At 60.7% G+C, this 22,972-nt stretch carries 22 protein-coding genes and 1 tRNA gene; 17 read left to right on the top strand and 6 right to left on the bottom strand.

Features of this window, described 5'->3' with window-relative positions; translation table 11 throughout:
- Positions 1-4 precede the first annotated feature (4 nt).
- Positions 5-3,658 carry an ATP-binding protein gene (locus tag FHT84_RS16715; RefSeq protein ID WP_112344344.1) on the bottom strand — a complete coding sequence of 1,218 codons (3,654 nt, stop codon included), beginning with the start codon at positions 3,656-3,658 and terminating at the stop codon, positions 5-7.
- 223 nt (positions 3,659-3,881) lie between these two features.
- Here FHT84_RS16715 and FHT84_RS16720 point away from each other — a divergent pair, with 223 nt between their 5' ends.
- Complete coding sequence (locus FHT84_RS16720; RefSeq protein ID WP_112344345.1) at positions 3,882-4,328, top strand: phasin; 447 nt, start codon at positions 3,882-3,884, stop codon at positions 4,326-4,328.
- Positions 4,329-4,549: 221 nt separating this feature from the next.
- Positions 4,550-4,626: transfer RNA gene (locus tag FHT84_RS16725), tRNA-His, on the top strand.
- A 47-nt stretch (positions 4,627-4,673) separates the two neighbouring features.
- Here FHT84_RS16725 and FHT84_RS16730 read toward each other — a convergent pair.
- Positions 4,674-4,820 carry a hypothetical protein gene (locus FHT84_RS16730; protein WP_169643943.1) on the bottom strand — a complete coding sequence of 49 codons (147 nt, stop codon included), beginning with the start codon at positions 4,818-4,820 and terminating at the stop codon, positions 4,674-4,676.
- 194 nt (positions 4,821-5,014) lie between these two features.
- Here FHT84_RS16730 and FHT84_RS16735 point away from each other — a divergent pair, with 194 nt between their 5' ends.
- Positions 5,015-5,224: a hypothetical protein gene (locus FHT84_RS16735; protein ID WP_113250977.1), complete on the top strand. Its 210-nt coding sequence runs from the start codon at positions 5,015-5,017 to the stop codon at positions 5,222-5,224.
- Between the two features lie 12 nt (positions 5,225-5,236).
- Here FHT84_RS16735 and FHT84_RS16740 read toward each other — a convergent pair whose 3' ends face one another.
- Positions 5,237-6,118, bottom strand: a complete 882-nt coding sequence (locus FHT84_RS16740) for a LysR family transcriptional regulator (RefSeq protein WP_112344347.1) — start codon at positions 6,116-6,118, stop codon at positions 5,237-5,239.
- Positions 6,119-6,243: 125 nt separating this feature from the next.
- Between FHT84_RS16740 and FHT84_RS16745 the strand changes: the two genes are divergently transcribed.
- The 11 genes from FHT84_RS16745 (at position 6,244) to FHT84_RS16795 (ending at position 17,717) form a co-directional block, all read left to right on the top strand.
- On the top strand, positions 6,244-7,740 hold the full coding sequence (locus tag FHT84_RS16745) for a CoA-acylating methylmalonate-semialdehyde dehydrogenase (RefSeq protein WP_112344348.1): 1,497 nt from the start codon (positions 6,244-6,246) through the stop codon (positions 7,738-7,740).
- Positions 7,741-7,883: 143 nt separating this feature from the next.
- A complete protein-coding gene (locus tag FHT84_RS16750) occupies positions 7,884-8,231 on the top strand; it encodes a VOC family protein (RefSeq protein WP_112344411.1) in 348 nt (115 codons plus the stop codon).
- Positions 8,232-8,458: 227 nt separating this feature from the next.
- A complete protein-coding gene (locus FHT84_RS16755; protein ID WP_112344349.1) occupies positions 8,459-9,520 on the top strand; it encodes a DUF898 family protein in 1,062 nt (353 codons plus the stop codon).
- The gene (locus FHT84_RS16760) at positions 9,510-10,595 is read left to right on the top strand and encodes a M48 family metallopeptidase (protein WP_162737040.1); all 1,086 of its coding nucleotides are present in this window, start codon (positions 9,510-9,512) and stop codon (positions 10,593-10,595) included. Before FHT84_RS16755 ends, FHT84_RS16760 begins: the two co-directional genes overlap by 11 nt.
- A gap of 117 nt (positions 10,596-10,712) precedes the next feature.
- Complete coding sequence (gene rirA / locus FHT84_RS16765) at positions 10,713-11,201, top strand: iron-responsive transcriptional regulator RirA (protein ID WP_112344350.1); 489 nt, start codon at positions 10,713-10,715, stop codon at positions 11,199-11,201.
- Positions 11,202-11,540: 339 nt separating this feature from the next.
- A complete protein-coding gene (locus tag FHT84_RS16770; RefSeq protein ID WP_113250976.1) occupies positions 11,541-13,136 on the top strand; it encodes an ABC transporter substrate-binding protein in 1,596 nt (531 codons plus the stop codon).
- 89 nt (positions 13,137-13,225) lie between these two features.
- Complete coding sequence (locus FHT84_RS16775) at positions 13,226-14,230, top strand: ABC transporter permease subunit (RefSeq protein WP_112344352.1); 1,005 nt, start codon at positions 13,226-13,228, stop codon at positions 14,228-14,230.
- Positions 14,231-14,240: 10 nt separating this feature from the next.
- A complete protein-coding gene (locus FHT84_RS16780; protein ID WP_112344353.1) occupies positions 14,241-15,149 on the top strand; it encodes an ABC transporter permease subunit in 909 nt (302 codons plus the stop codon).
- On the top strand, positions 15,149-16,165 hold the full coding sequence (locus FHT84_RS16785) for an ABC transporter ATP-binding protein (protein ID WP_112344354.1): 1,017 nt from the start codon (positions 15,149-15,151) through the stop codon (positions 16,163-16,165). Before FHT84_RS16780 ends, FHT84_RS16785 begins: the two co-directional genes overlap by 1 nt.
- Positions 16,162-17,115: a peptide ABC transporter ATP-binding protein gene (locus tag FHT84_RS16790; RefSeq protein ID WP_112344355.1), complete on the top strand. Its 954-nt coding sequence runs from the start codon at positions 16,162-16,164 to the stop codon at positions 17,113-17,115. The genes FHT84_RS16785 and FHT84_RS16790 overlap by 4 nt, the downstream gene beginning before the upstream one ends.
- 74 nt (positions 17,116-17,189) lie before the next feature.
- Positions 17,190-17,717, top strand: a complete 528-nt coding sequence (locus tag FHT84_RS16795) for a gluconokinase (RefSeq protein ID WP_113250975.1) — start codon at positions 17,190-17,192, stop codon at positions 17,715-17,717.
- A 9-nt stretch (positions 17,718-17,726) separates the two neighbouring features.
- Here FHT84_RS16795 and FHT84_RS16800 read toward each other — a convergent pair whose 3' ends face one another.
- From FHT84_RS16800 to FHT84_RS16810, 3 genes are all read right to left on the bottom strand, one after another.
- A complete protein-coding gene (locus tag FHT84_RS16800) occupies positions 17,727-18,974 on the bottom strand; it encodes an FAD-binding oxidoreductase (protein WP_112344357.1) in 1,248 nt (415 codons plus the stop codon).
- 131 nt (positions 18,975-19,105) lie between these two features.
- Positions 19,106-19,603, bottom strand: coding sequence for an isoprenylcysteine carboxylmethyltransferase family protein (locus FHT84_RS16805; RefSeq protein WP_112344358.1), 498 nt, complete (start codon positions 19,601-19,603; stop codon positions 19,106-19,108).
- A complete protein-coding gene (locus FHT84_RS16810) occupies positions 19,603-20,655 on the bottom strand; it encodes a type III polyketide synthase (RefSeq protein WP_112344359.1) in 1,053 nt (350 codons plus the stop codon). The genes FHT84_RS16805 and FHT84_RS16810 overlap by 1 nt, the downstream gene beginning before the upstream one ends.
- A gap of 198 nt (positions 20,656-20,853) precedes the next feature.
- On the opposite strand from FHT84_RS16810, the gene FHT84_RS16815 reads away from it, so the two are divergent.
- The 3 genes from FHT84_RS16815 (at position 20,854) to FHT84_RS16825 (ending at position 22,899) form a co-directional block, all read left to right on the top strand.
- On the top strand, positions 20,854-21,396 hold the full coding sequence (locus FHT84_RS16815; RefSeq protein ID WP_112344360.1) for a tetratricopeptide repeat protein: 543 nt from the start codon (positions 20,854-20,856) through the stop codon (positions 21,394-21,396).
- Between the two features lie 62 nt (positions 21,397-21,458).
- Positions 21,459-22,103, top strand: coding sequence for an RNA polymerase sigma factor (locus FHT84_RS16820; protein ID WP_112344413.1), 645 nt, complete (start codon positions 21,459-21,461; stop codon positions 22,101-22,103).
- A complete protein-coding gene (locus FHT84_RS16825; RefSeq protein WP_245430447.1) occupies positions 22,096-22,899 on the top strand; it encodes an anti-sigma factor in 804 nt (267 codons plus the stop codon). The genes FHT84_RS16820 and FHT84_RS16825 overlap by 8 nt, the downstream gene beginning before the upstream one ends.
- The last annotated feature ends 73 nt before the right edge of the window (positions 22,900-22,972 follow it).

Below are 22,972 nucleotides of genomic sequence, written 5' to 3' on the forward strand. Positions count from 1 at the left end.
TCTCTCAGTTCGCCAACACCCTCGGCGATGGGAAGGTGATCTCGACCAGCGTGCCCTCGTTCGGAGCTGAGTTGATCGCGAAGGTCGCCCGATTGGCATCGACCATGGCCTTGGTCAGCGGCAGGCCGAGGCCCGTGCCGTCGCCGCGCTTGCGGGCATTGGTGGAGACCTGCCGGAACGGCTTCATGGCCTGCTCGAGCTCCGAGCGCGTCATGCCGACACCGGTATCCCTGATCCGCATCACGACACTGCCATTGCCTTCATAGGCGGTCGACACCACGATCTGACCGCCAGACGGCGTGAAGCGGATGGCGTTGGAAAGGATGTTGAGCGCGATCTGCTTGATCGAGCGCAGGTCGGCAACGACATTCGGCACCGATTGCGACAACGCCGTGCGGATGATGACGCGCTGGCTATTGGCTTGCGGCTGCACGAGCGACACCGCTTCGGTGATCGCCTCGTTAAGGCCGACGGAGGCGAAATCCAGGTCCATCTCGCCCGCCTCGATCTTGGAGATATCGAGAAGATCGTTGACGATGTCGAGCACATGGCGGCCGGAACGGCCGATATCGGTCGCATATTCGATATAGCGCGAGTGACCGATCGGCCCGAAGCGTTCGCCGGCCATCATGTCGGAAAAGCCGATGATGGCATTGAGCGGCGTGCGGATTTCATGGCTGACGCGCGCCAGGAAATCCGTCTTGTGGGCATTGGCGGTTTCGGCGGCACGCTTGGCGTTGCGCAGTTCCTCTTCCGTGCGCTTCCATTGCGTGATGTCGCGGATGACGGCGCAGTAGCCGTTCGAGGAGTTGAGGCGCCCCATGGTCATGAACAGCGGCACGAAGCCGCCGGAGGCCTCGCGGCCGATCACTTCGCGGCCGTCATTGAGTACGCTGGCGACGCCATGGCCCGAAAGACCGCCGAGATAATCGAGCACAGCCTTCTGGCTCTCATGGGCAAACAGCATAACGAAGGGTTTGCCGCGCGTTTCCTGATCGTCATAATTGAAGAGGGCGCTTGCCGACCGATTCATCGAGCGGATCTCGCCCTCCTGGCCGATAATGATCACGCCGTCCGTTGCCGTCTCCAGCGTCGAGCGCAGCTCCTCGATCTCCACCTGCAACTTCGCGACTTTCTCGACGATGCGCTCGTGGCGTGCCTCTTCGGGAATGGACTGCGGCGGCGGTGCCGGCGGCTCGCTTCTTTCCACTGGCATCAGCGCCAGCATCAATGCCGTACCATCTTCCCAGCGGATCGACTGCAAGCGTGCCGTAACCGGCACCAGTGCATCGTCGGCGCGCACGACCATCATCGTACCGGGCTGTTCGGTCTTGCCTTCCAGGTCGTTGCGCTGCAGCAGCGCGTCCAGCCCGCCGATCTGCTCGAGATCGTCTAGGTTCTCGTAGCCGGTCAGCCGCAGGAATTCCGGATTGCCGTGGATCAGGCGATCGCCGGCATGGATAAGGATCGCGAGCGGCAACTGATCGACGATCTCGGAAGACAGGCCCGTGCGCATCTTCACGCGCGGCGGAATGGCGGTGTTCAGGACGTCAAGCGGATCGAAATCCTCCTCCGGCTCGGCGGAAGCGGCCGGATTTTCGGCCTGAGCGCCGTCGACGGTCCCAAGGCTGTCGCCATCCGTGGTTTCGGCCAGCTTCTCGAGCGGATTGGATGCATCCTCCCCAGCCTCTGGAGCCGTTGTCTGCCCGTCCTGGACGTGGTCGCTTCCCTCAGTCGGCTCCTCCATATCCGACAGGATCTCGTCGGCCGCATTCGGCTGCGGGGCGATATCGGCATCGTCTTCGTGCCGTTCGTCGTGCGGCTGCTCCGTAGGCGGTTCCGTGCGCTTGCCAAAGGGCTCCAGCTGTCGCGCGATCTCCCGGAAGGCGGCCTGCTCGCTGAGCGAAAGGCCGGCCTGCGTCAAGGTCCGGCGCTCGTGCAGGCGAACCACCTTGTCCGATTCACGCCGGTTCGGAGTTTCGGAAATCCGCAGGGCAGGCGGTTCGTGGTGCTCGGCGGCAGCATCTTCCGCCGTATCCTGCGCCAGGCTCTCCGCCTCTTCCGTCGCGACCGGAGCCTCGGGCGCGGAAGCCGGTTGCTCCTCGGAAACCACCTCGACTTCCGCTAAAGGATCGGTGGCACGTGCCGCATCCTTGTCATCCTGATGGCCGAGATCCATGCCGCGTTTCATCGGATCGTCGATCGCGTCCGCCAAGCGTACGACGCCGAAGCCGCGGAAACCGTCGAATTCGCGGCTGCGGGTATAGGTCGGTAGCGCCGCCAGATCGACCGGCACCATCAGGCTCGTGCCTTCTACCGGCCAGTAGATCGTCCGGCCAGACCATGTATCGCGCCGCGCGAGCAATTCCGCAATCTTGCGGTCCGGATCGAGATTGAAGCGCTGGGCGACATCGGCGAAGGCCTCGCCCGCAATCTGGGCCGCATGGGGACCGACCGCGTCGGCGAATTCGCGGGAAACCTCGCTGAACCGGCCAGCCGCATCGATCTTCCACACGAAACGTGTGGCGCGCCCATTGCGCTGGAAGGTAAAGCCTTCGACAGGATGATTCTCGGCGGACGAACTTTCCGATGAAGGCTGTTCAACACGCGTTTCCGCCGGAGCATCCTTGGCCGGCTCTTCGTCGCTGGTTGCCGCCTGTTCCTGCGGCGTCCCGTTATGAAGGGCGGCTTCGTCCTCCGCCGCGTCGGCGCCATTCGCCAGCACCGGCGCATGCATATCCTTGTCCGTGCTTTCCGAATACGGCGGCGCTTCTTGCTGCTCGTCGGAGCGATATTCCGACGGCTCGTCCAGTTCCTCGATATCGGCCACGGCCTCGATGACATCGCCGAAAGGCACGTCCTCGACAGGCTTTGCAGTCTCATCCGCCGCCGCCTCGAGCTCCTCGCGTACCCCTTCCGTCTGCGGTTCAACCACGGCAGATACGGTGGAGCCTGCCTTTTCGGTGCGGTCCTCCGCCGGATCGAGGCGGCCCATCGCGGCCTCGACGACAAATAGCAGATGCAAGGCTGGAATTTCCGACAGCTTGCCGATCGCGGCAGGCAAATAGCCATGACCGGTCGAGATCGGCCGCTTGATCAGCCGGTCGGGCTGGGCGCCAGCCATGGTCGTCAGCATCCGTGCCGTCTGCGGCGTCACGCCGAGTGCGCCGAAGCCGGCGGAAGCGGCAATGATATCGCCGTCGCGGCCGATGACCGCCATGTGGGTATCGGGATCGTCGAACCCGTCGATCATGCGCCTGGCGCATTCGGCCGATGCGAGCGGCTTCGATGAGACCGGAGAAGAAAACAGGACCGCCTCTTCGCCGGCCTGGATGCGGATGAGCTCGACGGCCGCATTGACAACAGCCCGCTGGAAGCCCGAGGCCATGCGGATCAGGAATGTGCGCTGGTCGCCGACCGCACCGAGGCCGCGCGCCGTTGCCTCGATCTGACGGAACGAGACGTCGCCGGGCTTCGGTCCTTGTTCGACAAAATCATAGATGACGTCATAGCCGAAGAGGTTGGCGCCGGCACCATTGGCCCAGAGCACGCGGTCCATGCCGGTCGAGAACATGACCATGGCTTCGCCGCGTGCGAAACGTTCCCGGACGCGGGGATGCACGGCAATGTCAATGAACGGATATTGAATTGCGGGCATTTTCCAACCTGTTTTGCGGGCGTAATCGCCTCTCTTGCTTTAATGGTTTATTAATAACGGCGCGCCGCTTTTCGGTCCAGCGAAGGGCCCATTTTTCGGCCGGAAAGGTTAACGCCTTGTGCGCCGCACAAAATATATTGCACTGCACAATTTTTTATATTATATAGGCCTCACACAAGTTCACGACGGGCACCTCAGAGAGGACCCTTTTAGGAGCGTAATCATGGCTACTGTAAAGAAAGACGACGTTTTTTCAACGGCGGCATTCGATCCGTCCAAGTTCTCCGAAACCTTCCGCGACTTCGCTGAAAAGGGCGCTGCCCAGTCCAAGGAAGCCTTCGCGAAGCTGAAGGCTGCGACCGAGGAAGCAGGCAAGACGGTTGAGGCAACCGTGCAGACCGCGCAGTCCGGTTCCGTGGAAATCGGCCTCAAGGCGATCGACGTTCTGCGTACCAATGCCGAAAGCTCGCTGGCTCACATGGAAGCCCTGCTTCGCGTCAAGTCCGTTGCCGAACTCTTCGAACTTCAGACCGCCTTCATCCGCAAGCAGGCCGAAGTCACCGTCGAGCAGGCCAAGTCCATCCAGGACACCACCAAGAAGGTTGCCGAGAAGCTGGCAAAGCCCGCTAAGGACGCCGCTGAAAAGGCAATGGCCTCCTTCAAGGCCTGATCATTTTCCGACAATAAGCCTCCCAAGGCGCGAACGTCCCGTTCCCAGGTGCAAGCCTGGGGCGGGGCTTTTTATTTCCGGCATAAGCCGGCTTGCCCGGTATTCCGCCGGGCTTCATCATTGGGATATCTGCAAAGCTTTTTTATATTGCGGGGAGATAGGACTTGAAATAATTTTAAAGTCCTCGTATGTCACCCCCGTTCGCGGCGACGCGGGCATGTGCGGTTGTAGCTCAGTTGGTTAGAGCGCAGGTTTGTGGCACCTGAGGTCAGTGGTTCGACCCCACTCAACCGTACCATTCTCTCCTCTGTTCATCTTGTACAGCTGACCCGTCAGCCACAGAGCCTATTTCTTATCTTCAGGCTTCTTCGAGACGTGACCGGGCGATATCGGATCGCTCGCGGGAAAAGTCTCCTCCAGCGCTTCCTCCAGGTAATCGTCCTGTTCCTTGCGCTCCTTCTCGCTCAGTTTCTGCTGCTTCTTGTCGCTCATCATCGTAGCTCCCTGGCTCAGGTCTGAAATACTAGGCTTTGAGAGCGCGTTGTCCAGCACCGGCGATTTCGGATAATGCCGGTGTGTGCTGGTGGATGGCGATGCGCTTGCCGATATCACGACATTAATCTTGGAACCCCGCCGGCCTCCCATCGTTCTGTCCTTATCAGCAACGAGACGAAAGGATCAGGCCGATGTCGGTGCCGAACGAGCCGATCCCCGAAAAGCCGCCGATGCCCGGCCCCGGATGGACGCCGGAGCCGCCGGTCGAAGAGCCGGAGCCCGACAGGCTGCCGGACGAGATTCCCGTTCCCAATCCCGACGAGAACGAAGAGCCGCCGAAGCATGCCGCAGCCGAGGCTCCGCCGCATCCTCCATGCTGGTGGAACAGCTTGCTGCCGTAACGCGTGCGGGCGTTACAAGAAGATCCGCCGCTCTTCGCTCACCAGTTCCTGCAGGAAATCCACGACGGTGCGCACGCGCACGAGGTCGCGGGCACTTTCATGATAGGTCGTCCAGTAGGCCCGCTTGATGGAGACATCGGGCAGGATACGGTTGAGCTCGGGAAACTGCCTGGCGATATAATCGTGCAGGATGCCGATGCCGGCGCCGGAGCGAACCGCTTCCGTCTGGCCGATGGCGGTGGAGATCTCGAAGGAGGCATCCCAGCTGCGCATGATTTCGCCGGAGAAATTCAGTGACGCCGTGAAGATCAGATCCTCGACATAGCCGATGCGGGGATGCAGCTTCAGCGCCTCGACGCTGTCGGGTAGTCCCGCCTGGGCCAGATAGGCTTTCGAGGCGTAGAGACCGAGCGTGTAGTCCGTGAGCTTGGACGAGACCAGCCGGCCCTGCTCGGGGCGCTCCAGCGTGATCGCGATATCGGCCTCGCGCTGCGACAGCGAAAAGGAGCGGGGAACGGGCACGAGCTGGATACGCAGCTCCGGATACCGGGCGATCAGCCGCCCGAGACGCGGCGCGAGAAATGAGACGCCGAAACCGTCGGGCGCGCCGATCCGCACCGTCCCTGTTATGGCGCTGTCGAGATGGCCGACGCTTGCCTGCGCGCGCAGCATCTCCGTTTCCATGCGCTCCGCCGCGTGCAGAAAAATCTCGCCTTCCGCCGTCAGGTCACAGCCATTGGTACGCCGCACCAGCAACCGCGTCTTCAGCCGCTCCTCCAGCGTCGTCACACGGCGGGAGAGGGTCGCGTGGTTGACACCCAGCCGTTTCGAAGCCGCCAGAATCTGCCCGGTTCGCGCGACGGCGAGAAACATGCGGACATCATCCCAATCCATTCACATATCCAATTTGCACATCGAGGGCTTTAATTTTTGCACAACGGTTGCTTATATCAGCTCATTGATTTGTGCAAATTGAAGTGCGATCCTGTCAGCATCGAAGAAAACGAGGAGGCACATCCATGCGTGAGATCGGTCATTTCATCGGCGGCAAGCATGTCGCCGGCACGAGCGGGCGCATCAGCAAGGTCTGCAACCCGGCAACCGGCGAAATGCAGGCGACCGTCGCGCTCGCCAGTGTCGAGGAAATCCGCGCCGCGGTTGAGAATGCCAAGGCCGCGCAGCCCAAATGGGCGGCTACCAATCCGCAGCGCCGCGCACGCGTCTTCTTCAAATTCGTCGAGCTGCTGAACAAGAACATGGATGAGCTCGCCACGCTTCTTTCCAAGGAGCACGGCAAGACGGTCGAAGATTCCAAGGGCGATATTGTTCGCGGCCTGGAAGTCTGCGAATTCGTCTGCGGCATCCCGCATCTGCAGAAGGGTGAGTTTACCGAAGGCGCCGGCCCGGCGATCGACATGTACTCCATCCGCCAGCCGGTCGGCGTCGGCGCGGGCATCACGCCGTTCAACTTCCCGGCGATGATCCCGATGTGGATGTTTGCGCCAGCGATCGCCTGCGGCAATGCCTTCATCCTGAAGCCGTCCGAGCGCGATCCGTCCGTGCCGCTCCGCCTGGCCGAACTGATGATCGAAGCCGGCCTGCCGGCAGGCATCCTCAACGTCGTCAATGGTGACAAGGCCGCGGTAGACGCCATCCTGACAGATCCGGATATCGCTGCCGTTTCCTTCGTCGGCTCCACGCCGATCGCCCGCTACGTCTATGGCACCGCCGCCATGAACGGCAAGCGCGCCCAGTGCTTCGGCGGCGCCAAGAACCACATGATCATCATGCCTGACGCCGATATGGACCAGGCCGTCAACGCCCTGATGGGCGCCGGCTACGGTTCGGCCGGCGAGCGCTGCATGGCGGTATCGGTTGCGGTTCCGGTCGGCGAAGACACGGCCAACCGTCTCGTCGAGAAGCTGGTGCCGAAGATCGAATCCCTGCGCATCGGCCCTTATACCGATGACAAGGCCGACATGGGCCCGCTCGTCACCAAGGATGCCTATAACCGCGTCAACGGCCTGATCGATCGCGGCGTCGAAGAAGGCGCCAAGCTGGTCGTCGACGGCCGCGGCTTCAAGCTGCAGGGCTATGAAGATGGCTATTTCGTCGGCGGCACGCTGTTCGACCATGTCAAGCCCGAGATGGACATCTACAAGACCGAGATCTTCGGACCGGTTCTCTCGGTCGTCCGCGCCAAGAATTACGAAGAAGCGCTCGACCTGCCGATGAAGCACGAATACGGCAACGGCGTCGCCATCTATACCCGCGACGGTGATGCGGCCCGCGATTTCGCCTCGCGCATCAACATAGGCATGATCGGCGTCAACGTTCCGATCCCGGTTCCGCTCGCCTATCACTCCTTTGGCGGCTGGAAGGCCTCGAGCTTCGGCGATCTCAACCAGCACGGCACGGACTCGATCAAGTTCTGGACGCGCACGAAGACGATCACCGCCCGCTGGCCGTCCGGCATCAAGGATGGCGCCGAATTCGTCATGCCGACGATGAAGTAAGTATCGCCACCATTGGTATTATCGGCCGCCGCCCGGCACGTTTCGGGCGGCGGTTTTTTGTTGCACCCGTTTTCGATAGAGTGATCTTGTCTGTGTCATCGTTTTGGTCTAGAACAAAACGAGAACAATTGGAGGGCCGCACTGTGCCTGTGACCTATCAGATCGACTATCTCGAATTTCCATCGAAAGACGGCCTGAAAACCCGGCGCTTCTTCGAGGAAGCCTTCGATTGGAGTTTTGTCAGCTATGGGCCGACCTATCATGTCATCGAGGCGGCCGGTATAGATGCCGGCATAGACGGGGACGCGGGGGAGGCCGCCGGCACGCCCTTGCCCGTCGTGCGCGCCACCGATCTGGAAGCGGCCCAGCGCGCCGTCGAATTCGCCGGTGGCGTCATCACCCGGCCCGCCTTTGATTTCCCAGGCGGCCGCCGATTCCATTTTCGCGAGCCGGGCGGCTGCGAAATGGCGGTCTGGGTTGCGACGCCCTGAGCATCCAAGTCGGCATGTCATTCAGGTTGCATCTGCCTGAGCTGGTTGCTCTTTCGCGGGCCGAATGCCGCCGGCTGATATTTTTCCATTGATCGGCGCTCGATTTCCTGCTTTCAAGTGCAACGGTAAGGCGAGTTGTGTGTGGCGCAACACACCTCCGGGCTGATCGTGTTCATATGGCATGCTTCCGGGGAACGCTCGTCCTCTTGTGGGGTGGGGACTACTGTATGGCAGTTGTTGAGCAAAGCTATCCGTTGGACGGAAGGCCCTTTTTCCAGAGGGCTTCCTTTACGGGCAACGCCTCCGAATATTTCGGCATCTGGATCGTCAATATTCTGCTGACGATTGTTACGCTGGGTATTTATTCGGCCTGGGCGAAGGTACGCCGGAACCGGTATTTCTATGGGAACACGGTCCTGCTGGGACATAGTTTCGAATATCACGCCAGGGGCAAGCAGATACTGATTGGACGGTTGATCGTTTTCGGCCTTTTGATCGTGCTGAACATATTTTCACATGTGGCGCCGTTGGCAGTCTTGGCAATCTGGCCTGTCATGCTGGTGATATTTCCATGGTTTCTCATGCGTGGCCTTCGCTTCAACGCGCGCGTGACGAGCTATCGCAATGTGCGCTTCGATTTCGTCGGGACCTATGGCGGTGCATTCAAGGCGATCTTTTTGGGCGCTCTTATAACGGTGATATCGCTCGGGCTATTGTCTCCGATCGCAAGCCGCTGGTTCTACAAATATATCTTCGATAATCTGCGCTATGGTGATCGACCGTTCTCGACCGAGCCGCCACTGGGTGCGCTCTATAGGGCTTTCGGAGGCATGATCGCAATTGCCATCGGCGGAGGCTTAGTGCTCGGCTTTGTTGCCGCCATTGGTCTCCACGGCCTTGTGGCAAATTCAGCCGGTGCCGGCCTCAGTTCGGCTCATGTGGGAGCTGCCGCTGGCCTGCTCGCATATATATTTGCCGGCCTCTACTATCGGGCGTCGATCCGCAACATCGTCTGGTCGGCGGCTACGATTGATGGCCGCCATCAGCTCCGCAGCAATCTTGGTCGCCGGCAATATATTTGGGTCGTGATTGTCAATACGGTGCTGACGCTTATAACGCTGGGCTTGATGCGCCCATGGGCTGCGGTGCAGATGCAGCGCTTCTTGGCGGAGCACACAGCGATCAGTGTCGATGGCGAAATCGGCGTCGTGTTCGACCAGATCCGCTCGACCGGAAGCGCGATCAGCGCGGAATATCTCGATGTTGATGGATTCGACTTTGGCTTCTGATCCGAAGACGATCGCGACGGGCGTTTGGCATCCGCCGCATTCCAGCCGGGAGGTTCCGTCCCGGCTGATGGATATCGGCGGGTCGCTCATTGTGATCTCATCTGAAGAGGATACGGAAGATAAGCGGCTTGCCTGGGGTATCCGGTCGGATATCGAAGTGAGCCAGCGTGTCGGCTCCATTCCGCGTCGCATCACGTTCGGGAATGAATCGGTTTTTGAAACCCGTGATAATGATGCCGTCGATGCTTACCTGTGGAGCCGAGGCGAGGGACGCAGTGGTTTCATTCATGGGCTTGAGAGCGTTCGGCCGCGGCTGGTCGCCTTTGCTTTTGCGACGATCATCCTTGCTTCGGTCATTTATCGCTATGCCCTGCCGGTCCTGGTGGAGGTTGCGGTGCTGATGACGCCGCCCGTGATGCCGGAGATGATGTCGGCAGGGACGCTGAAGACATTGGACCAGGTGACCTTCGGCCCCAGCAAGCTGCCGGCGGCACAGCAGACGGAAATTCGCGATGATTTCGCCACGATAGCCGCAAACGCGGAAGGTGGTGCCAGCCGCTACCATCTGAATTTCCGCGATGGCGGCCTCATCGGTCCGAACGCCTTCGCGCTGCCGGACGGAAACCTCGTTCTGACCGATCAACTGGTCGAACTCGCCGGCGGCGACAAGGAAGTGATGACTGCCGTACTCGGCCATGAGATCGGTCACGTCGAATATAAGCACAGCCTGCGCCAGCTTTACCGCGCGGCGGGTGTTGCAGGTCTCGTGCTGTTGATAGCCGGCGACGTAGGCTCCGGCATTCAGGATCTATTGACCCAAGGGGGCGGCCTGCTTGCGCTTTCCTATTCTCGCGAGGCCGAGGCTCAGGCCGATCGCCGCTCTGTGGAGCTGATGCAGGCGGCGGGCATGGATCCGACGGCCCTCTCACGCTTCTTCGATATCCTCGAAACGAAACTTGGCGATCATGGCAACACCAGCATGCTCTCAACCCATCCGGGGACACCCGAGCGCAAGCAGGCAATCCTTGATTACGCCAGGGAGCTGAAGGAGAAGGGGGCGAAGCCGAACGGGTGAGGAGCTCAGGTTTCGAATAACGTGAATATGAATTTCATATTTTGGAATTGTTCAAAACTAAGAAAGCCACTATATACGGGTCCAGCCCCTAAGCAGCCTTGATTCCAGGAGATCGGCATGCGTTTGACGAAACAGACCAATTACGCGGTGCGCATGCTGATGTATTGTGCCGCCAATGAAGGCCATCTGAGCCGCATCCCGGAGATTGCCAGGGCCTATAGCGTGTCCGAGCTGTTTCTCTTCAAGATCCTGCAGCCGCTGACGAAGGCGGGTCTTGTCGAAACCGTGCGTGGCCGCAATGGTGGCGTGCGTCTTGGCAAGCCCGCGACCGATATCAGCCTTTTCGACGTGGTTCGCGTTACCGAAGACAGTTTCGCCATGGCGGAATGTTTCGAAGATGGCGTGGTGGAATGTCCGCTGGTCGATAGCTGCGGTCTCAATTCCGCACTGCGCAAGGCGCTGAACGCCTTCTTCGATGTTTTGACCGAATATTCCATCGATGATCTGGTCAAGGCCCGGCCGCAGATCAACTTCCTTCTCGGCCTGACCGATGCGGATCACAAGGCGATCGCCAAGAAGCCTGCGATCTCGGCGCCGGCTGCCTGATCACTCGTCCGAGTTCGATTGATTTTGTCCGCAGCTGCCGCCGGTAGCTGCGGATTTTCGTTTATATTGCCTCCTATACGGGCAATAAACGGTTAGCGAAGTGCGGACGGAAAACATCAAATCATTCTGAATATGCTAAAACCGTGCAAAATTTTGCCAGAATATTACCAATTCAAAGGCATTTTCGTCCAAAAATTTCCAAACTCTGCAAATTGGAAAAATTTTAGGCGGCGCTTGTTGCTTTCAAACTTAAAATAAAGTTCCATCGGCGCGATCCGGATGGGAACCTCTGGTGGTGTCCACGGCTTCAGAAGAATAACAAACCTGGGAAACGATATCATGAAAAAGATTTCTGTCCTGCTGGCAGTGACAGCCTTGACTTCTGTCATGGCGACGTCCGCCTGGTCGAAAACGCTTGTCTATTGCTCGGAAGGTTCGCCGGAAGGTTTCGATCCCGGCATCTATACCGCCGGCACCACATTTGATGCTTCCTCGCGTGCGGTTTATAGCCGTCTCGTCGAATTCAAGCACGGCAGCACCGAGATCGAACCCGGCCTCGCCGAAAGCTGGACCGTTTCCCCCGACGGCAAGGAATACACCTTCAAGCTTCGCAAGGGCGTGAAGTTCCAGACGACCGATTTCTTCACCCCGACGCGTGATCTCAATGCCGACGACGTCATTTTCTCGATCGGCCGTCAGCTCGGTACGGACAATCCGTGGGCCAAGTATGTTGCCGGCGGTTCCTATGAATATGCCGACGGCATGGGCTTCCCGAAGCTCATCAAGTCGATCGACAAGGTCGATGACCTCACCGTCAAGTTCGTCCTGAACCGTCCGGAAGCGCCGTTCCTTGCCGACCTCGCCATGGACTTCGCCTCGATCCTGTCGAAGGAATATGCAGACAAGCTGCAGGCCGACAAGAAGATGGAGCAGATGAACCAGCAGCCGCTCGGCACCGGCGCGTTCACCTTCGTCGCCTACCAGCCGGATGCCGTCATCCGCTACAAGGCAAACGAGACCTACTTCAAGGGCAAGGAAAAGATCGACGATCTCGTCTTCGCGATCACGCCGGATGCATCCGTCCGCGCGCAGAAGCTGAAGTCCGGCGAATGTAACCTCATGCCTTACCCGAACGCAGCCGACATCAAGGACCTGAAGGCTCACAAGAACCTCAAGGTTCTCGAACAGGCCGGCCTGAACGTTTCCTACCTCGCCTACAACACGCTCGTTGCGCCGTTCGACAAGGTCGAAGTTCGCAAGGCGATCAACATGGCCGTCAACAAGCAGGCCATCGTCGACGCCGTCTTCCAGGGCTCCGGCAAGGTTGCGACCAACCCGATCCCGCCGACCATGTGGTCCTACAACAAGGACGTGAAGGACGACGCCTACAATCCGGAAGAAGCCAAGAAGCTGCTTGAAAAGGCTGGCGTCAAGGATCTCAGCATGAAGATCTGGGCAATGCCGGTTTCGCGTCCGTACATGCTGAACGCGCGCCGTGCCGCCGAACTCATGCAGGCAGACCTCGCCAAGATCGGCGTCAAGGTCGAGATCGTCACCTATGACTGGGCTCAGTACCTGAAGCTCTCCTCCGCCAAGGACCGCGATGGCGCGGCCATCCTCGGCTGGACCGGTGACAATGGCGATCCGGACAACTTCCTTGACACGCTGCTCGGCTGCGATGCTGTCGGCGGCAACAACCGCGCGCAGTGGTGCAACAAGGAATTCGACGATCTCGTGAAGAAGGCCAAGCAGACCGCCGACGTGAAGGAGCGCACCAAGCTCTACGAACAGGCTCAGGTCGTCTTCAAGCGCGAAGCTCCCTGGATGACCATCGACCATTCGGAAGAGTTCATCCCGATGACGAAGAATGTCTCCGGCTACTTCCAGGATCCGGTCGGCGTTCATCGCTTCGACGGCGTCGATATCGCCGAATAACGAAAAATCTGTGAGAATGCCCGGCTAAGACCGGGCGACCCGGCGGTCAGACACCCTGTCTGACCGCCGGAAAAATTTGGACATCTGCCATGTTGCGATTTCTTCTCAGCCGGCTAGCGGTGCTGATCCCGACATTCCTCGGCGTATCGATCGTCGCCTTCTCCTTCATCCGCCTGCTTCCCGGCGATCCTGTCATGCTGCTGTCGGGCGAACGCGTTATGTCGCCGGAACGCCATGCGCAGATATCCCACGATCTCGGCTACGACCAGCCGATGATCGTTCAGTACGGCCGATATATCTGGAACGCCCTGCATGGCGACCTCGGTACCTCGATCACCACCAAGCGCGACGTACTGACCGACTTCCTGACCTTCTTCCCGGCAACGCTCGAACTGTCGATCTGCGCCATGATCCTCGCGATCTGTCTTGGCATTCCGGCCGGCGTCTTCGCCGCCGTCAAACGCGGCACATGGTTCGATCAAAGCGTCATGGGCGTGGCTCTTGTCGGCTATTCCATGCCGATCTTCTGGTGGGGCCTGCTGCTGATCATCGTCTTCAACGGCTATCTGCATTGGACACCGGTTTCCGGCCGCATCGGCCTCATCTATTTCTTCAAGCCGATTACCGGCTTCATGCTGATCGACAGCCTTCTGTCCGGTCAGAAGGGCGCCTTCTGGTCCGCTTTGAATTCGCTGATCCTGCCGACCATCGTGCTCGGCACCATTCCGCTCGCCGTCATCGCGCGCCAGACGCGCTCCGCCATGCTGGAGGTGCTGGGCGAGGATTATGTGCGCACGGCCCGTTCCAAGGGTCTGTCGCCGCTGCGCGTCGTTTCAGTACATGCGTTGCGCAATGCGATGATCCCCGTCGTCACCACGATCGGCCTGCAGGTCGGCGTGCTGCTCGGCGGCGCTATCCTCACGGAAAGCATCTTCTCCTGGCCGGGCATCGGCAAATGGATGATCGACGCCGTCTTCAAGCGCGACTATCCGGTCGTGCAGGGTGGCCTGTTGCTGATCGCCGGCATCGTCATGCTCGTCAATCTTGCTGTCGACCTGCTCTACGGCTTCGTCAATCCACGCATTCGTCACTAGGAGCGGCCCCATGAGCACGGTTAGCGTCAAAACGGTTAGTGTCAAATCCGACCGTCCTTCCGCTCTTGCGGAGTTCTGGTATTACTTCTCTCGCAACAAGGGCGCCGTCATCGGCCTCGCGATCTTCCTCTTCGTCCTGTTTCTGGCAATCTTTGCCGGCCTCGTGGCGCCTCACAATCCCGATGCCGCTTACGGCAGCGACATGCAGCGCCTGCCGCCAGCCTGGGCGGAAGGCAGCAACAGCAGCTTCCTGCTCGGCACCGATGCCAATGGTCGCGATCTTCTGTCGCGCCTCATCTACGGCACGCGGTTCTCGCTGTTCATCGGCTTGGTCGTCGCTTCACTTTCGGCCATCGCCGGCATCCTGATCGGCCTTGTCGCCGGCTATGTTCGTGGCCGCACCGATACGATCATCATGCGTATCATGGACATCATTCTTGCCATCCCGTCATTGCTGCTTGCCCTGGTGCTGGTGGCAATCCTCGGCCCAGGCCTGACCAATGCGATGATTGCGATCTCCATCGTCAACCAGCCACATTTCGTTCGTCTCACGCGGGCATCCGTCATGTCCGAGCGCGACAAGGAATATGTCATCGCTTCACGTGTTGCCGGCGCCGGTCCGCTGCGGCTGATGTTCAAGACGATCCTGCCGAATTGCCTTGGTCCCCTGATCGTGCAGGCGACGCTCGCCTTCTCGGCCGCCATTCTCGATGCCGCAGCCCTCGGCTTCCTAGGCCAGGGCGCGCAGCCGCCGACGCCGGAATGGGGCACGATGCTCGCGGATTCGCGTGAATTCTTCCAGAGCAACCCTTGGCTCGTTACTTTCCCCGGTCTCTGCATCCTGATCACGGTGCTCGCCATCAATCTGATGGGCGACGGCCTGCGCGATGCGTTCGACCCGAAGCTGAAGAGGTCGTAATGGCACTCCTCGATATTGAAAACCTCTCCGTTGAATTCCAGACATCGTCGGGCCTGTTCCGGGCGGTCGATGGCGTTTCGCTCACCTGCGACAAGGGAGAAATCCTGTCGATCGTCGGTGAATCCGGTTCCGGGAAGTCGGTCTCCATGCTCGCCATGATGGGGCTTCTGCCCTGGACGGCGAAGATCACCGCCGACCGCATGATGTTCGATGGCAAGGATCTGCGCGGCATCTCCTCGCGCCAGCGCCGCAAGATCATCGGCAAGGACATGGCGATGATCTTCCAGGAGCCCATGTCGAGCCTCAATCCGTGCTTCACGGTCGGCTTCCAACTCGGCGAGACCTTGCGCATCCACATGGGGCTCGACCGCAAGGCGCGTCGCGAGCGCGCGATCGAGCTTCTGAATCTGGTCGGCATTCCCGCGCCCGAGGATCGGCTGTCGAACTTCCCGCATCAGATGTCCGGCGGCATGAGCCAGCGCGTCATGATCGCCATGGCGCTTGCCTGCAATCCGAAGCTTTTGATCGCCGATGAGCCCACGACCGCGCTTGACGTGACGATCCAGGCGCAGATCCTCGATCTGCTCGTGCGCCTGCAGCGGGAGCAGGGCATGGCGCTCGTGCTCATCACCCATGACATGGGCGTCGTTGCCGAAACGGCAGAGCGCGTGCAGGTGCAGTATGCCGGCCAAAAGGTCGAGGAGCAGCCCGTCAAGGAGCTGTTCCGCGATCCGCATCATCCCTATACGGCAGCCCTTCTATCGGCTCTGCCGGAGCGTGCCGAAGTCGGCGAGCGCCTGCCGTCGATTGCCGGTGTGGTTCCTGGCCAGCATGATCGTCCCAGAGGCTGTCTCTTTGCGCCCCGTTGCTCCTTCGCAACGCCGGAATGCGACAAGGGCGTCAAGCGTCAGGGCGCCGAACTCGGCCTGACCCTTTGCAACTATCCGCTGGAACATGGCAAGCCGCTCGGCCATCCCGGCATTGCCCCCACGCAAAAAGCAGGAGGTGCCGCATGACCGGCGCTGTTCTCGAAGGGCGCGATCTCGCCCGGTTCTACACCGTCAAGCGCGGCAGCTTCAAACCGGAGGCGACCGTCAAGGCATTGAACGGCGTCAGCTTCAGCCTGCAGTCGGGGCGCACGCTTGCGGTCGTGGGCGAATCCGGCTGCGGCAAGTCGACGCTTGCCCGGCTGGTGACGATGATCGAAAATCCGACGGCTGGTGAGCTGCTGATCGACGGCAAGCCCGCCAAGCTCGGCGACCGTAGCCTGCGCAGTGCCGTGCAGATCGTATTCCAGAACCCTTATGGCTCGCTCAATCCGCGCCAGAAGGTCGGCTCCATCCTGGAGGAGCCACTGAAGATCAACACCGACGACGATGCCGCCACCCGCCGCCGCAAGGCGGAGGAAATGATGGCGCGCGTCGGCCTTCGGCCCGAGCACTACGATCGCTACCCGCATATGTTCTCCGGCGGCCAGCGCCAGCGTATCGCCATTGCACGCGCCCTCATGCTGCGGCCGAAGGTGCTTGTGCTCGACGAACCGGTCTCAGCGCTCGATCTGTCGATCCAGGCGCAGGTTCTGAACCTTTTGATGGACCTGCAGAAGGAGATGGGGCTTGCCTATCTCTTCATCTCGCATGGCCTCTCCGTCGTGCGCCATATCGCCGACGACGTGATGGTGATGTATCTCGGCCGCCCGGTCGAAACCGGCACGGCGGAAGAAGTCTTCAACAGGCCGCGCCATCCCTACACCGCAGCCCTTCTGTCGGCGACGCCGATCGCCGATCCGGAGCGCGAGAAGAACCGCATCCGCCTGCAGGGCGAGCTGCCGTCGCCGCTCAATCCGCCGAAGGGATGCCACTTCAACCCGCGTTGCTGGCGTGCCCAGGACAAATGCCGGCAGGTCGAACCGGAACTGGCGGGCGAGGGAACGCATAAATTTTCCTGTTTCTTTCCGCTGGATTGATCCAAGTTGTGAGTCGGGCACGGCTGGCGAGACCGGTCGTGCCCGGTTCAAGTCAATCATTCCGGACAGGCCTTATGCGCGATAATCAAGACATTCCCCTTGCCATCATCGTCATGGGTGTCAGCGGCAGCGGCAAATCCTCGATCGGCGAGGGTGTCGCGGCCAAGCTTGGCATCCATTTCATCGAAGGCGATGCGCTGCATCCGGCCGCCAATGTCGAGAAGATGAGCAAGGGCATTCCGCTGACCGATGAGGATCGCTGGCCCTGGCTGGAAAAGATCGGCCAGGAAATATCGGCAAGCCTTGCGAAAGGCGAAGGCGTTGTCGTTACCTGCTCGGCGCTGAAGCGCGTCTATCGCGAACGCCTGCGGGCGTCTGCCGGCGGCCATCTCTATTTCATCTATCTCGCAGGCTCGAAGGAGCTGCTGACGAAGCGCATGGGCGAGCGCAAGGGGCATTTCATGCCGACGTCATTGCTCGAAAGCCAGCTGCAGACGCTGGAAGTGCCGACCGGCGAAGCCGGTGTCGTGACTGTCGATATCGACGATACGATCGAAGGCATTGTCGAAGCTTCCGTCAAAAGCCTCCGGACAATCCTCTAAGCCAAAGGCTCAAGGGGCAAATCGGTCCGGCGCATAGGCGGAAATATCGATGAAGGGCTTCTCGCCGGTGATGAGTTCGGCGAGCACGCGGCCCGTCACCGGCCCGAGCGTTAGTCCGTGATGCGCGTGGCCGAAGGCGAACCACAGACCATTGTGGCGCGGGGCCTTGCCGATAATCGGCATCATGTCGGGCGTACAGGGGCGGGCGCCCATCCAGGGTTCCGGGTCCAGTCGTTCGCCAAGCGGGAAGGTGGCACGCGCGACGGCCTCGGCGCGATCGAGCTGGACCGGTGTCTTGGGTGCATCGCGCAGGGCGAATTCGGCACCGGTTGTCAACCGGATGCCGCGGCTCATCGGCGCCAGCAGATAGCCGCGCTCGGCATCGAGTGTCCAGTTGTTGAGGACGGCGTTGCCCTCGGTGGCGTAATGCATGTGGTAGCCGCGCTTGACGCCGAGCGGGAAGGCATAGCCGAAGCGTTTCGTCACGATATCGGCCCACGGGCCGAGTGCGACGACGACATCCTCCGCCTCGATCGATCCTTCCGCCGTCACCATTCGCCAGCCTGAGCCGGCCATTCCGAGCGAGACGGCATCCCCGGTCGTCACGCGGCCGCCAATGCTTTCGAAATATCGCCGATAGGCTGCTGTCAGCCCGTGCGGGTCGAGCACTGACCAGGGATCGCGCCAGCGCAGGGCGCCGGCAAAGCTGCCCCTCAGATGCGGCTCCGCTGCTGCGACCTCCGGACCGCTCAAAGCGTCGTAGCCGATCCCGAATTCGCGGTTTAGGCGCTCGGCCTCGGCAAATTCCGCGTCACGCTTCTCGTTCGAACGGAACAGTTCCACCCAGCCGTTCTTGCGAATGAGCTCCTCTGCATGCGAGGCTTCGATGAGATCGTTATGCTCGCTGACGGAATGTTCGATCAGCGGCGCGTAGGCGCGCGAAATCATCTCATGGCGTTTCGTATTGGAATTCCACCAATAGCGGGCGAGGAAGGCGATCTGCGCCGGCAGGGCGCGCAGATGATAATGGGCGTCGATGCGATTGTTGAAAGCATAGCGCAGCAGCAGGCCGAATTGCTGCGGAAAGCCGTAGGGCACCACGCCCTCGCGCTGGATGAGGCCGGCATTGCCGAAGGATGTTCCCTGGCCCGGCGGCTGGCGGTCGACGAGGACGACTTGCCGTCCCCGCCGCTGCAGATGGATTGCCGTCGAAACACCGACGATGCCCGCACCGAGAACGATTGCGTCCTTTGTCATCTTATCCTGCTATCCGCATGCCTATTGCATTGCCGCGCGACCTTCAAAGGCAGTGAATGCCAGTGCCCGGCGCGCGATCTAAGCATCGAAAATGCCTGCCAAATTTCAGCGGCGCAATTGAAAAATGCGGGTCAGGCCGCACTCTGTTTCAGGCAGGCGTTTTCGGCGCGGATGCGGATGGCGAGAATGATGCCGTTCAGCAGCGAAAAGATTGCGGCAAAGACAGGCAAACCGAAGGCGAGGGGCAGTACTGCGATCTCGCCGATGACGATCGCATAGTTCGGATGGCTGAGGAAGCGATAGGGTCCGCTGGTCACGAGAGCGGCGCCCGGCAATATGATGATGCGCGTCGTCCATCGTCCCTTCAACGTCGCCAGCACCCAGATACGCAGTCCCTGCAACAGCATGAAGAGCAGGAACCAGCCGGGATCGATTGGCCGGCCGATGGCGAACAACCAAAGCCCGATCAGCCAGGCCGCATGCAGCGCCACCATGAAGGGATAGTGTTCCGAGGCATATTCCCTGGCGCCGCGGGCAAGCAGGGCGGCGGTATTGTGCCTTGCATAGATGAGTTCCGCCAGACGCTGCAGCGTCACGAAGGTCAGAAGCGCGATCGATAGCCACAGCATCAGGCGGCCCTCTTCAAGGTGATGCAGCTTGCCGAGAAGCCGGGACCCATGGCGAGCAATGCCGAGCGGGACGGAAGTCCGGCCGCGATCATGCGCTCCAGCACGAAGAGCACGGTGGGGGAGGACATATTGCCATAGTCGCCGATCACCTCGCGCTCGATATCGAGCGATCCCTCTTGGAGGCCGAGCGCCTTTTCGAGCGCTATCAGCACCTTGGCTCCGCCGGGATGGCAGATGAAGCGGTCGATATCCGAGATCAAAAGCCGCGATCGCTCCAGAATGCCGGCAACCGCACCCCTCAGATGTGTTTCGGCAAAGACCGGCAGCGATTGCTCCAGCACGATGCCGAAGCCGGTATCGTCGATCTTCCAGCCCATGATGCCGAGGCTGTCGGGAAAGAGATGTTCGCCCGTCGATTCGATCTCCGCGATGCCGCTTTCGCCGGCCCGCAGCACGCAGGCCGCCGCTCCATCGCCGAACAGCGCCGTGGCAATGATGTTGGGCCGCGTCAGCTCGTCCAGGCGGAAGGCGAGCGAGCAGAGTTCGATCGCGATGAAGAGCACGACGGCGCCCGGCCGACTTCTTGCCATCTTCGTCGCGACGGCAAGGCCGGATACGCCGGCTGCGCAACCGAGCCCGAAGATCGGCACGCGTTCGATATCGCCGCGGAAGCCCATCTCGCCGGCGAGCCGAGCCTCAAGGCTCGGCGTTGCAAGCCCGGTGGACGAGGCCGTGACGACGCAGTCGACCTCCCTGGCTTCAAGGCCGGCGCGTTGCAGCGCCGCAGTCGCTGTCCGGCGGAAAAGTTCGGAGGCCACCTCCGCATAGGCGGCCATGCGGTCCTGCCAGCCATGCGGCTGTTCGAACCAGGAAAGCGGCCGCGCCAGATGGCGCTGGCGAATGCCGGTGCTCTCAAACACGCGGGCGAGATATTTGAAATCCTGAAAGCGATCCGAGAACAGACGGCTCGCCGTCTCGGCGGCTTCCGTTTGAGGGATGATGTTGTCGGGTGTTGCTACGGCGAGGCTTAGAAGTTTGATGCTATCGGTCACGGGTTTCTCCTGTGCCCTTGAGGGGCATGTGGTGGAAACACGCAATGGCGACGGTCTATTCGATGCCGGAACAGTCACGAAAGAGTGACGGCGCTCGGCCCCAGGGATGATCAGAAAAAAATTCGCGCGCCCTCCGAATAAAATGTCCGGACGGTGTGTTCTCTCCTCGCAACGTTCATTTTGCCAAGGAGACAGTTCATGACGACCAAAGCATTTCGCCTGGCTTCCATCGCCCTCGGTGCAGGCCTGACCCTCGGCGCTTTCGCCGTTCCGGTTTTTGCGGCCGGCGACGATTCCAGCACGACGCCGACCTGCAAGAAGGGTGAGATCTACGATCAGAAGGCGAAGAAATGCGTCAAGCAGCAGAGCGCCAACGTCACCGATGAAAACCGCGCCGACTATGCCTATTCGCTGGCCAAGAAGGATCATCGCTACGAAGAAGCCCTGGCGGTTCTGGACACGATGAAGAACCCGAATACGGCCGAGGCGCTGAACTATCGCGGCTATGCCACCCGTAAGCTCGGACGCACGGACGAGGGCATTTCCTACTACCAGAAGTCCGTCGCCATGGACCCGAAGTACACGCTGGTTCGCGAGTATCTCGGTGAAGCCTACGTCATCAAGGGCCAGATGGATCTCGCCAAGGACCAACTGAGCACGATCAAGACGCTCTGCGGCAATACGAGCTGCGAGGAATATCGCGATCTTCATGCCGCGATCCTGAATCCGTCCAGCCTGTAACGGCGGGCCTGGGTCAACGATGAAGACGGTAAGCAGGGAGCTTTGCGAGAAATATGGGAGTGATGCCGGTCGCTCGTAGCGCAATTTCTGCTTATAGTCCGACAGTTGCGAGGCCGCCGAAAAGGTCGGCGGCTTCCGGACATGCGAATGCGGCGGAGGATGTCATAGCGAGCGAAGAGGATATCAGGACGGGCCTGTCCCAGCATTTGACGCGGCTATGGCGCTATGGCGTAGTGCTGTCGCGTCAGCGGGACGTGGCCGACGATCTCGTTCAGGCGACCTGCGTCAGGGCTCTGGAGCGGGCCGCTCAGTTCACATCGGGCACACGGCTCGATCGCTGGCTGTTCGCCATCCTCCATTCGATATGGCTGAACGAGGTCCGCTCGCGCCGTGTGCGAATGGGGCAAGGCTTCGTCGATGCCGACGAAACGTTGGTTTTCGACGGCGCGCAGGAAACCGAAACGCATATTTTGGCTGGGCAGGTATTGCAGCGCGTGCAGGCATTGCCGGAGGCGCAGCGCACCGCGGTATTTCTCGCCTATGTCGAGGGGCTTTCCTATCGTGAAGTGGCCGAGATTCTGGAGGTGCCGATCGGAACGGTCATGAGCCGGCTGGCGGCGGCGCGGGCAAAACTCGCTGATGGCATGGGGATGGTGGCTGACGGAAAATCTTCCGGAGGTGGGCGACTGGGGAATGGAAATGAGTGAATTGGATAAAGGACAGATGCCCTCGGACGAGCAGCTCACCGCCTTCATCGATGGCGAGCTGGATGCCGCCGAGCGCGAGCGGATCGAACGATTGATCGCCGACGACGAGCGTGTTGCCGAGCGTTTCGACTTCCTGTCCCGCAGCACGCTGCCCTTCAGGGCAGCGTTCGAGCCAATGCTTGCCGAGGCACCGGCTGCGAAGCTGGAGGCCATGCTTGCGGCTATTCCTCCAGCAAAGGAGAGCAAGGCGCGGGCTTCCGGCATCGGTCGCCGTGGTTTCCTGGCCGCGGTTGCCGCGAGCTTCGTCGCCGCCATTGCCGTCGACCGCGCCGTGATCGGCCTTGGCCATCGGCTTTCGAAGCCGGATGAAGAGACCGAGTGGCGTGCCGTGGTCGCGGAATATCTTTCGCTCTATACGGCGGATACGCTCAGCGCCCCGGCCGGCGACCGTATGCAACAGGTCGCGCAATTGAATGAGGTCGGTGCCAAGCTGGGCTTGTCTTTGGCGCCGGAAGCCGTGGCGATGCCGGGCGTCGAATTCAAGCGCGCCCAAATCCTGAATTACGACAGCAAGCCGCTGGCCCAAATCGCCTATCTCGATCCGGAAAGCGGCCCCATGGCGCTTTGCATCGTCCAATCCGCCAGGGGTGCGGCCGCGCCGGACATGGAAAATCGCAAGGGCATGAATGTCGTCTACTGGTCGAGCCCCAGCCATGCCTTCATGCTGATCGGCCATGCGCCGATCGATCGCATGCAGCAACTTGCGGCTGATGTCCGGGCACACCTGGTCGCCTGAGAGCTGTTCCGCGCGCGGCTAAATTGGCGCGATTCAAAAAGAATTTGGCGAAAACCCATCCTGCTGGTATTCT

The organism is Rhizobium sp. BK289, assembly GCF_014193575.1.
Taxonomy (GTDB): domain Bacteria; phylum Pseudomonadota; class Alphaproteobacteria; order Rhizobiales; family Rhizobiaceae; genus Rhizobium; species Rhizobium tropici_C.

What these genes read in the sequence shown, in the direction of transcription:
- FHT84_RS16720 (WP_112344345.1), top strand. Translation starts at nt 3,882, where the DNA reads ATGGCTACTGTAAAGAAAGACGACGTTTTTTCAACGGCGGCATTCGAT.
- FHT84_RS16790 (WP_112344355.1), top strand. Translation starts at nt 16,162, where the DNA reads ATGACCGGCGCTGTTCTCGAAGGGCGCGATCTCGCCCGGTTCTACACC.
- FHT84_RS16825 (WP_245430447.1), top strand. Translation starts at nt 22,096, where the DNA reads ATGAGTGAATTGGATAAAGGACAGATGCCCTCGGACGAGCAGCTCACC.
- FHT84_RS16815 (WP_112344360.1), top strand. Translation starts at nt 20,854, where the DNA reads ATGACGACCAAAGCATTTCGCCTGGCTTCCATCGCCCTCGGTGCAGGC.
- FHT84_RS16795 (WP_113250975.1), top strand. Translation starts at nt 17,190, where the DNA reads ATGCGCGATAATCAAGACATTCCCCTTGCCATCATCGTCATGGGTGTC.
- FHT84_RS16805 (WP_112344358.1), bottom strand. Translation starts at nt 19,603, where the DNA reads ATGCTGTGGCTATCGATCGCGCTTCTGACCTTCGTGACGCTGCAGCGT.
- FHT84_RS16775 (WP_112344352.1), top strand. Translation starts at nt 13,226, where the DNA reads ATGTTGCGATTTCTTCTCAGCCGGCTAGCGGTGCTGATCCCGACATTC.
- FHT84_RS16770 (WP_113250976.1), top strand. Translation starts at nt 11,541, where the DNA reads ATGAAAAAGATTTCTGTCCTGCTGGCAGTGACAGCCTTGACTTCTGTC.
- FHT84_RS16735 (WP_113250977.1), top strand. Translation starts at nt 5,015, where the DNA reads ATGTCGGTGCCGAACGAGCCGATCCCCGAAAAGCCGCCGATGCCCGGC.
- FHT84_RS16730 (WP_169643943.1), bottom strand. Translation starts at nt 4,820, where the DNA reads ATGAGCGACAAGAAGCAGCAGAAACTGAGCGAGAAGGAGCGCAAGGAA.
- FHT84_RS16740 (WP_112344347.1), bottom strand. Translation starts at nt 6,118, where the DNA reads ATGGATTGGGATGATGTCCGCATGTTTCTCGCCGTCGCGCGAACCGGG.
- FHT84_RS16745 (WP_112344348.1), top strand. Translation starts at nt 6,244, where the DNA reads ATGCGTGAGATCGGTCATTTCATCGGCGGCAAGCATGTCGCCGGCACG.
- FHT84_RS16715 (WP_112344344.1), bottom strand. Translation starts at nt 3,658, where the DNA reads ATGCCCGCAATTCAATATCCGTTCATTGACATTGCCGTGCATCCCCGC.
- FHT84_RS16780 (WP_112344353.1), top strand. Translation starts at nt 14,241, where the DNA reads ATGAGCACGGTTAGCGTCAAAACGGTTAGTGTCAAATCCGACCGTCCT.
- FHT84_RS16755 (WP_112344349.1), top strand. Translation starts at nt 8,459, where the DNA reads ATGGCAGTTGTTGAGCAAAGCTATCCGTTGGACGGAAGGCCCTTTTTC.
- FHT84_RS16820 (WP_112344413.1), top strand. Translation starts at nt 21,459, where the DNA reads ATGCCGGTCGCTCGTAGCGCAATTTCTGCTTATAGTCCGACAGTTGCG.
- rirA (WP_112344350.1), top strand. Translation starts at nt 10,713, where the DNA reads ATGCGTTTGACGAAACAGACCAATTACGCGGTGCGCATGCTGATGTAT.
- FHT84_RS16800 (WP_112344357.1), bottom strand. Translation starts at nt 18,974, where the DNA reads ATGACAAAGGACGCAATCGTTCTCGGTGCGGGCATCGTCGGTGTTTCG.
- FHT84_RS16785 (WP_112344354.1), top strand. Translation starts at nt 15,149, where the DNA reads ATGGCACTCCTCGATATTGAAAACCTCTCCGTTGAATTCCAGACATCG.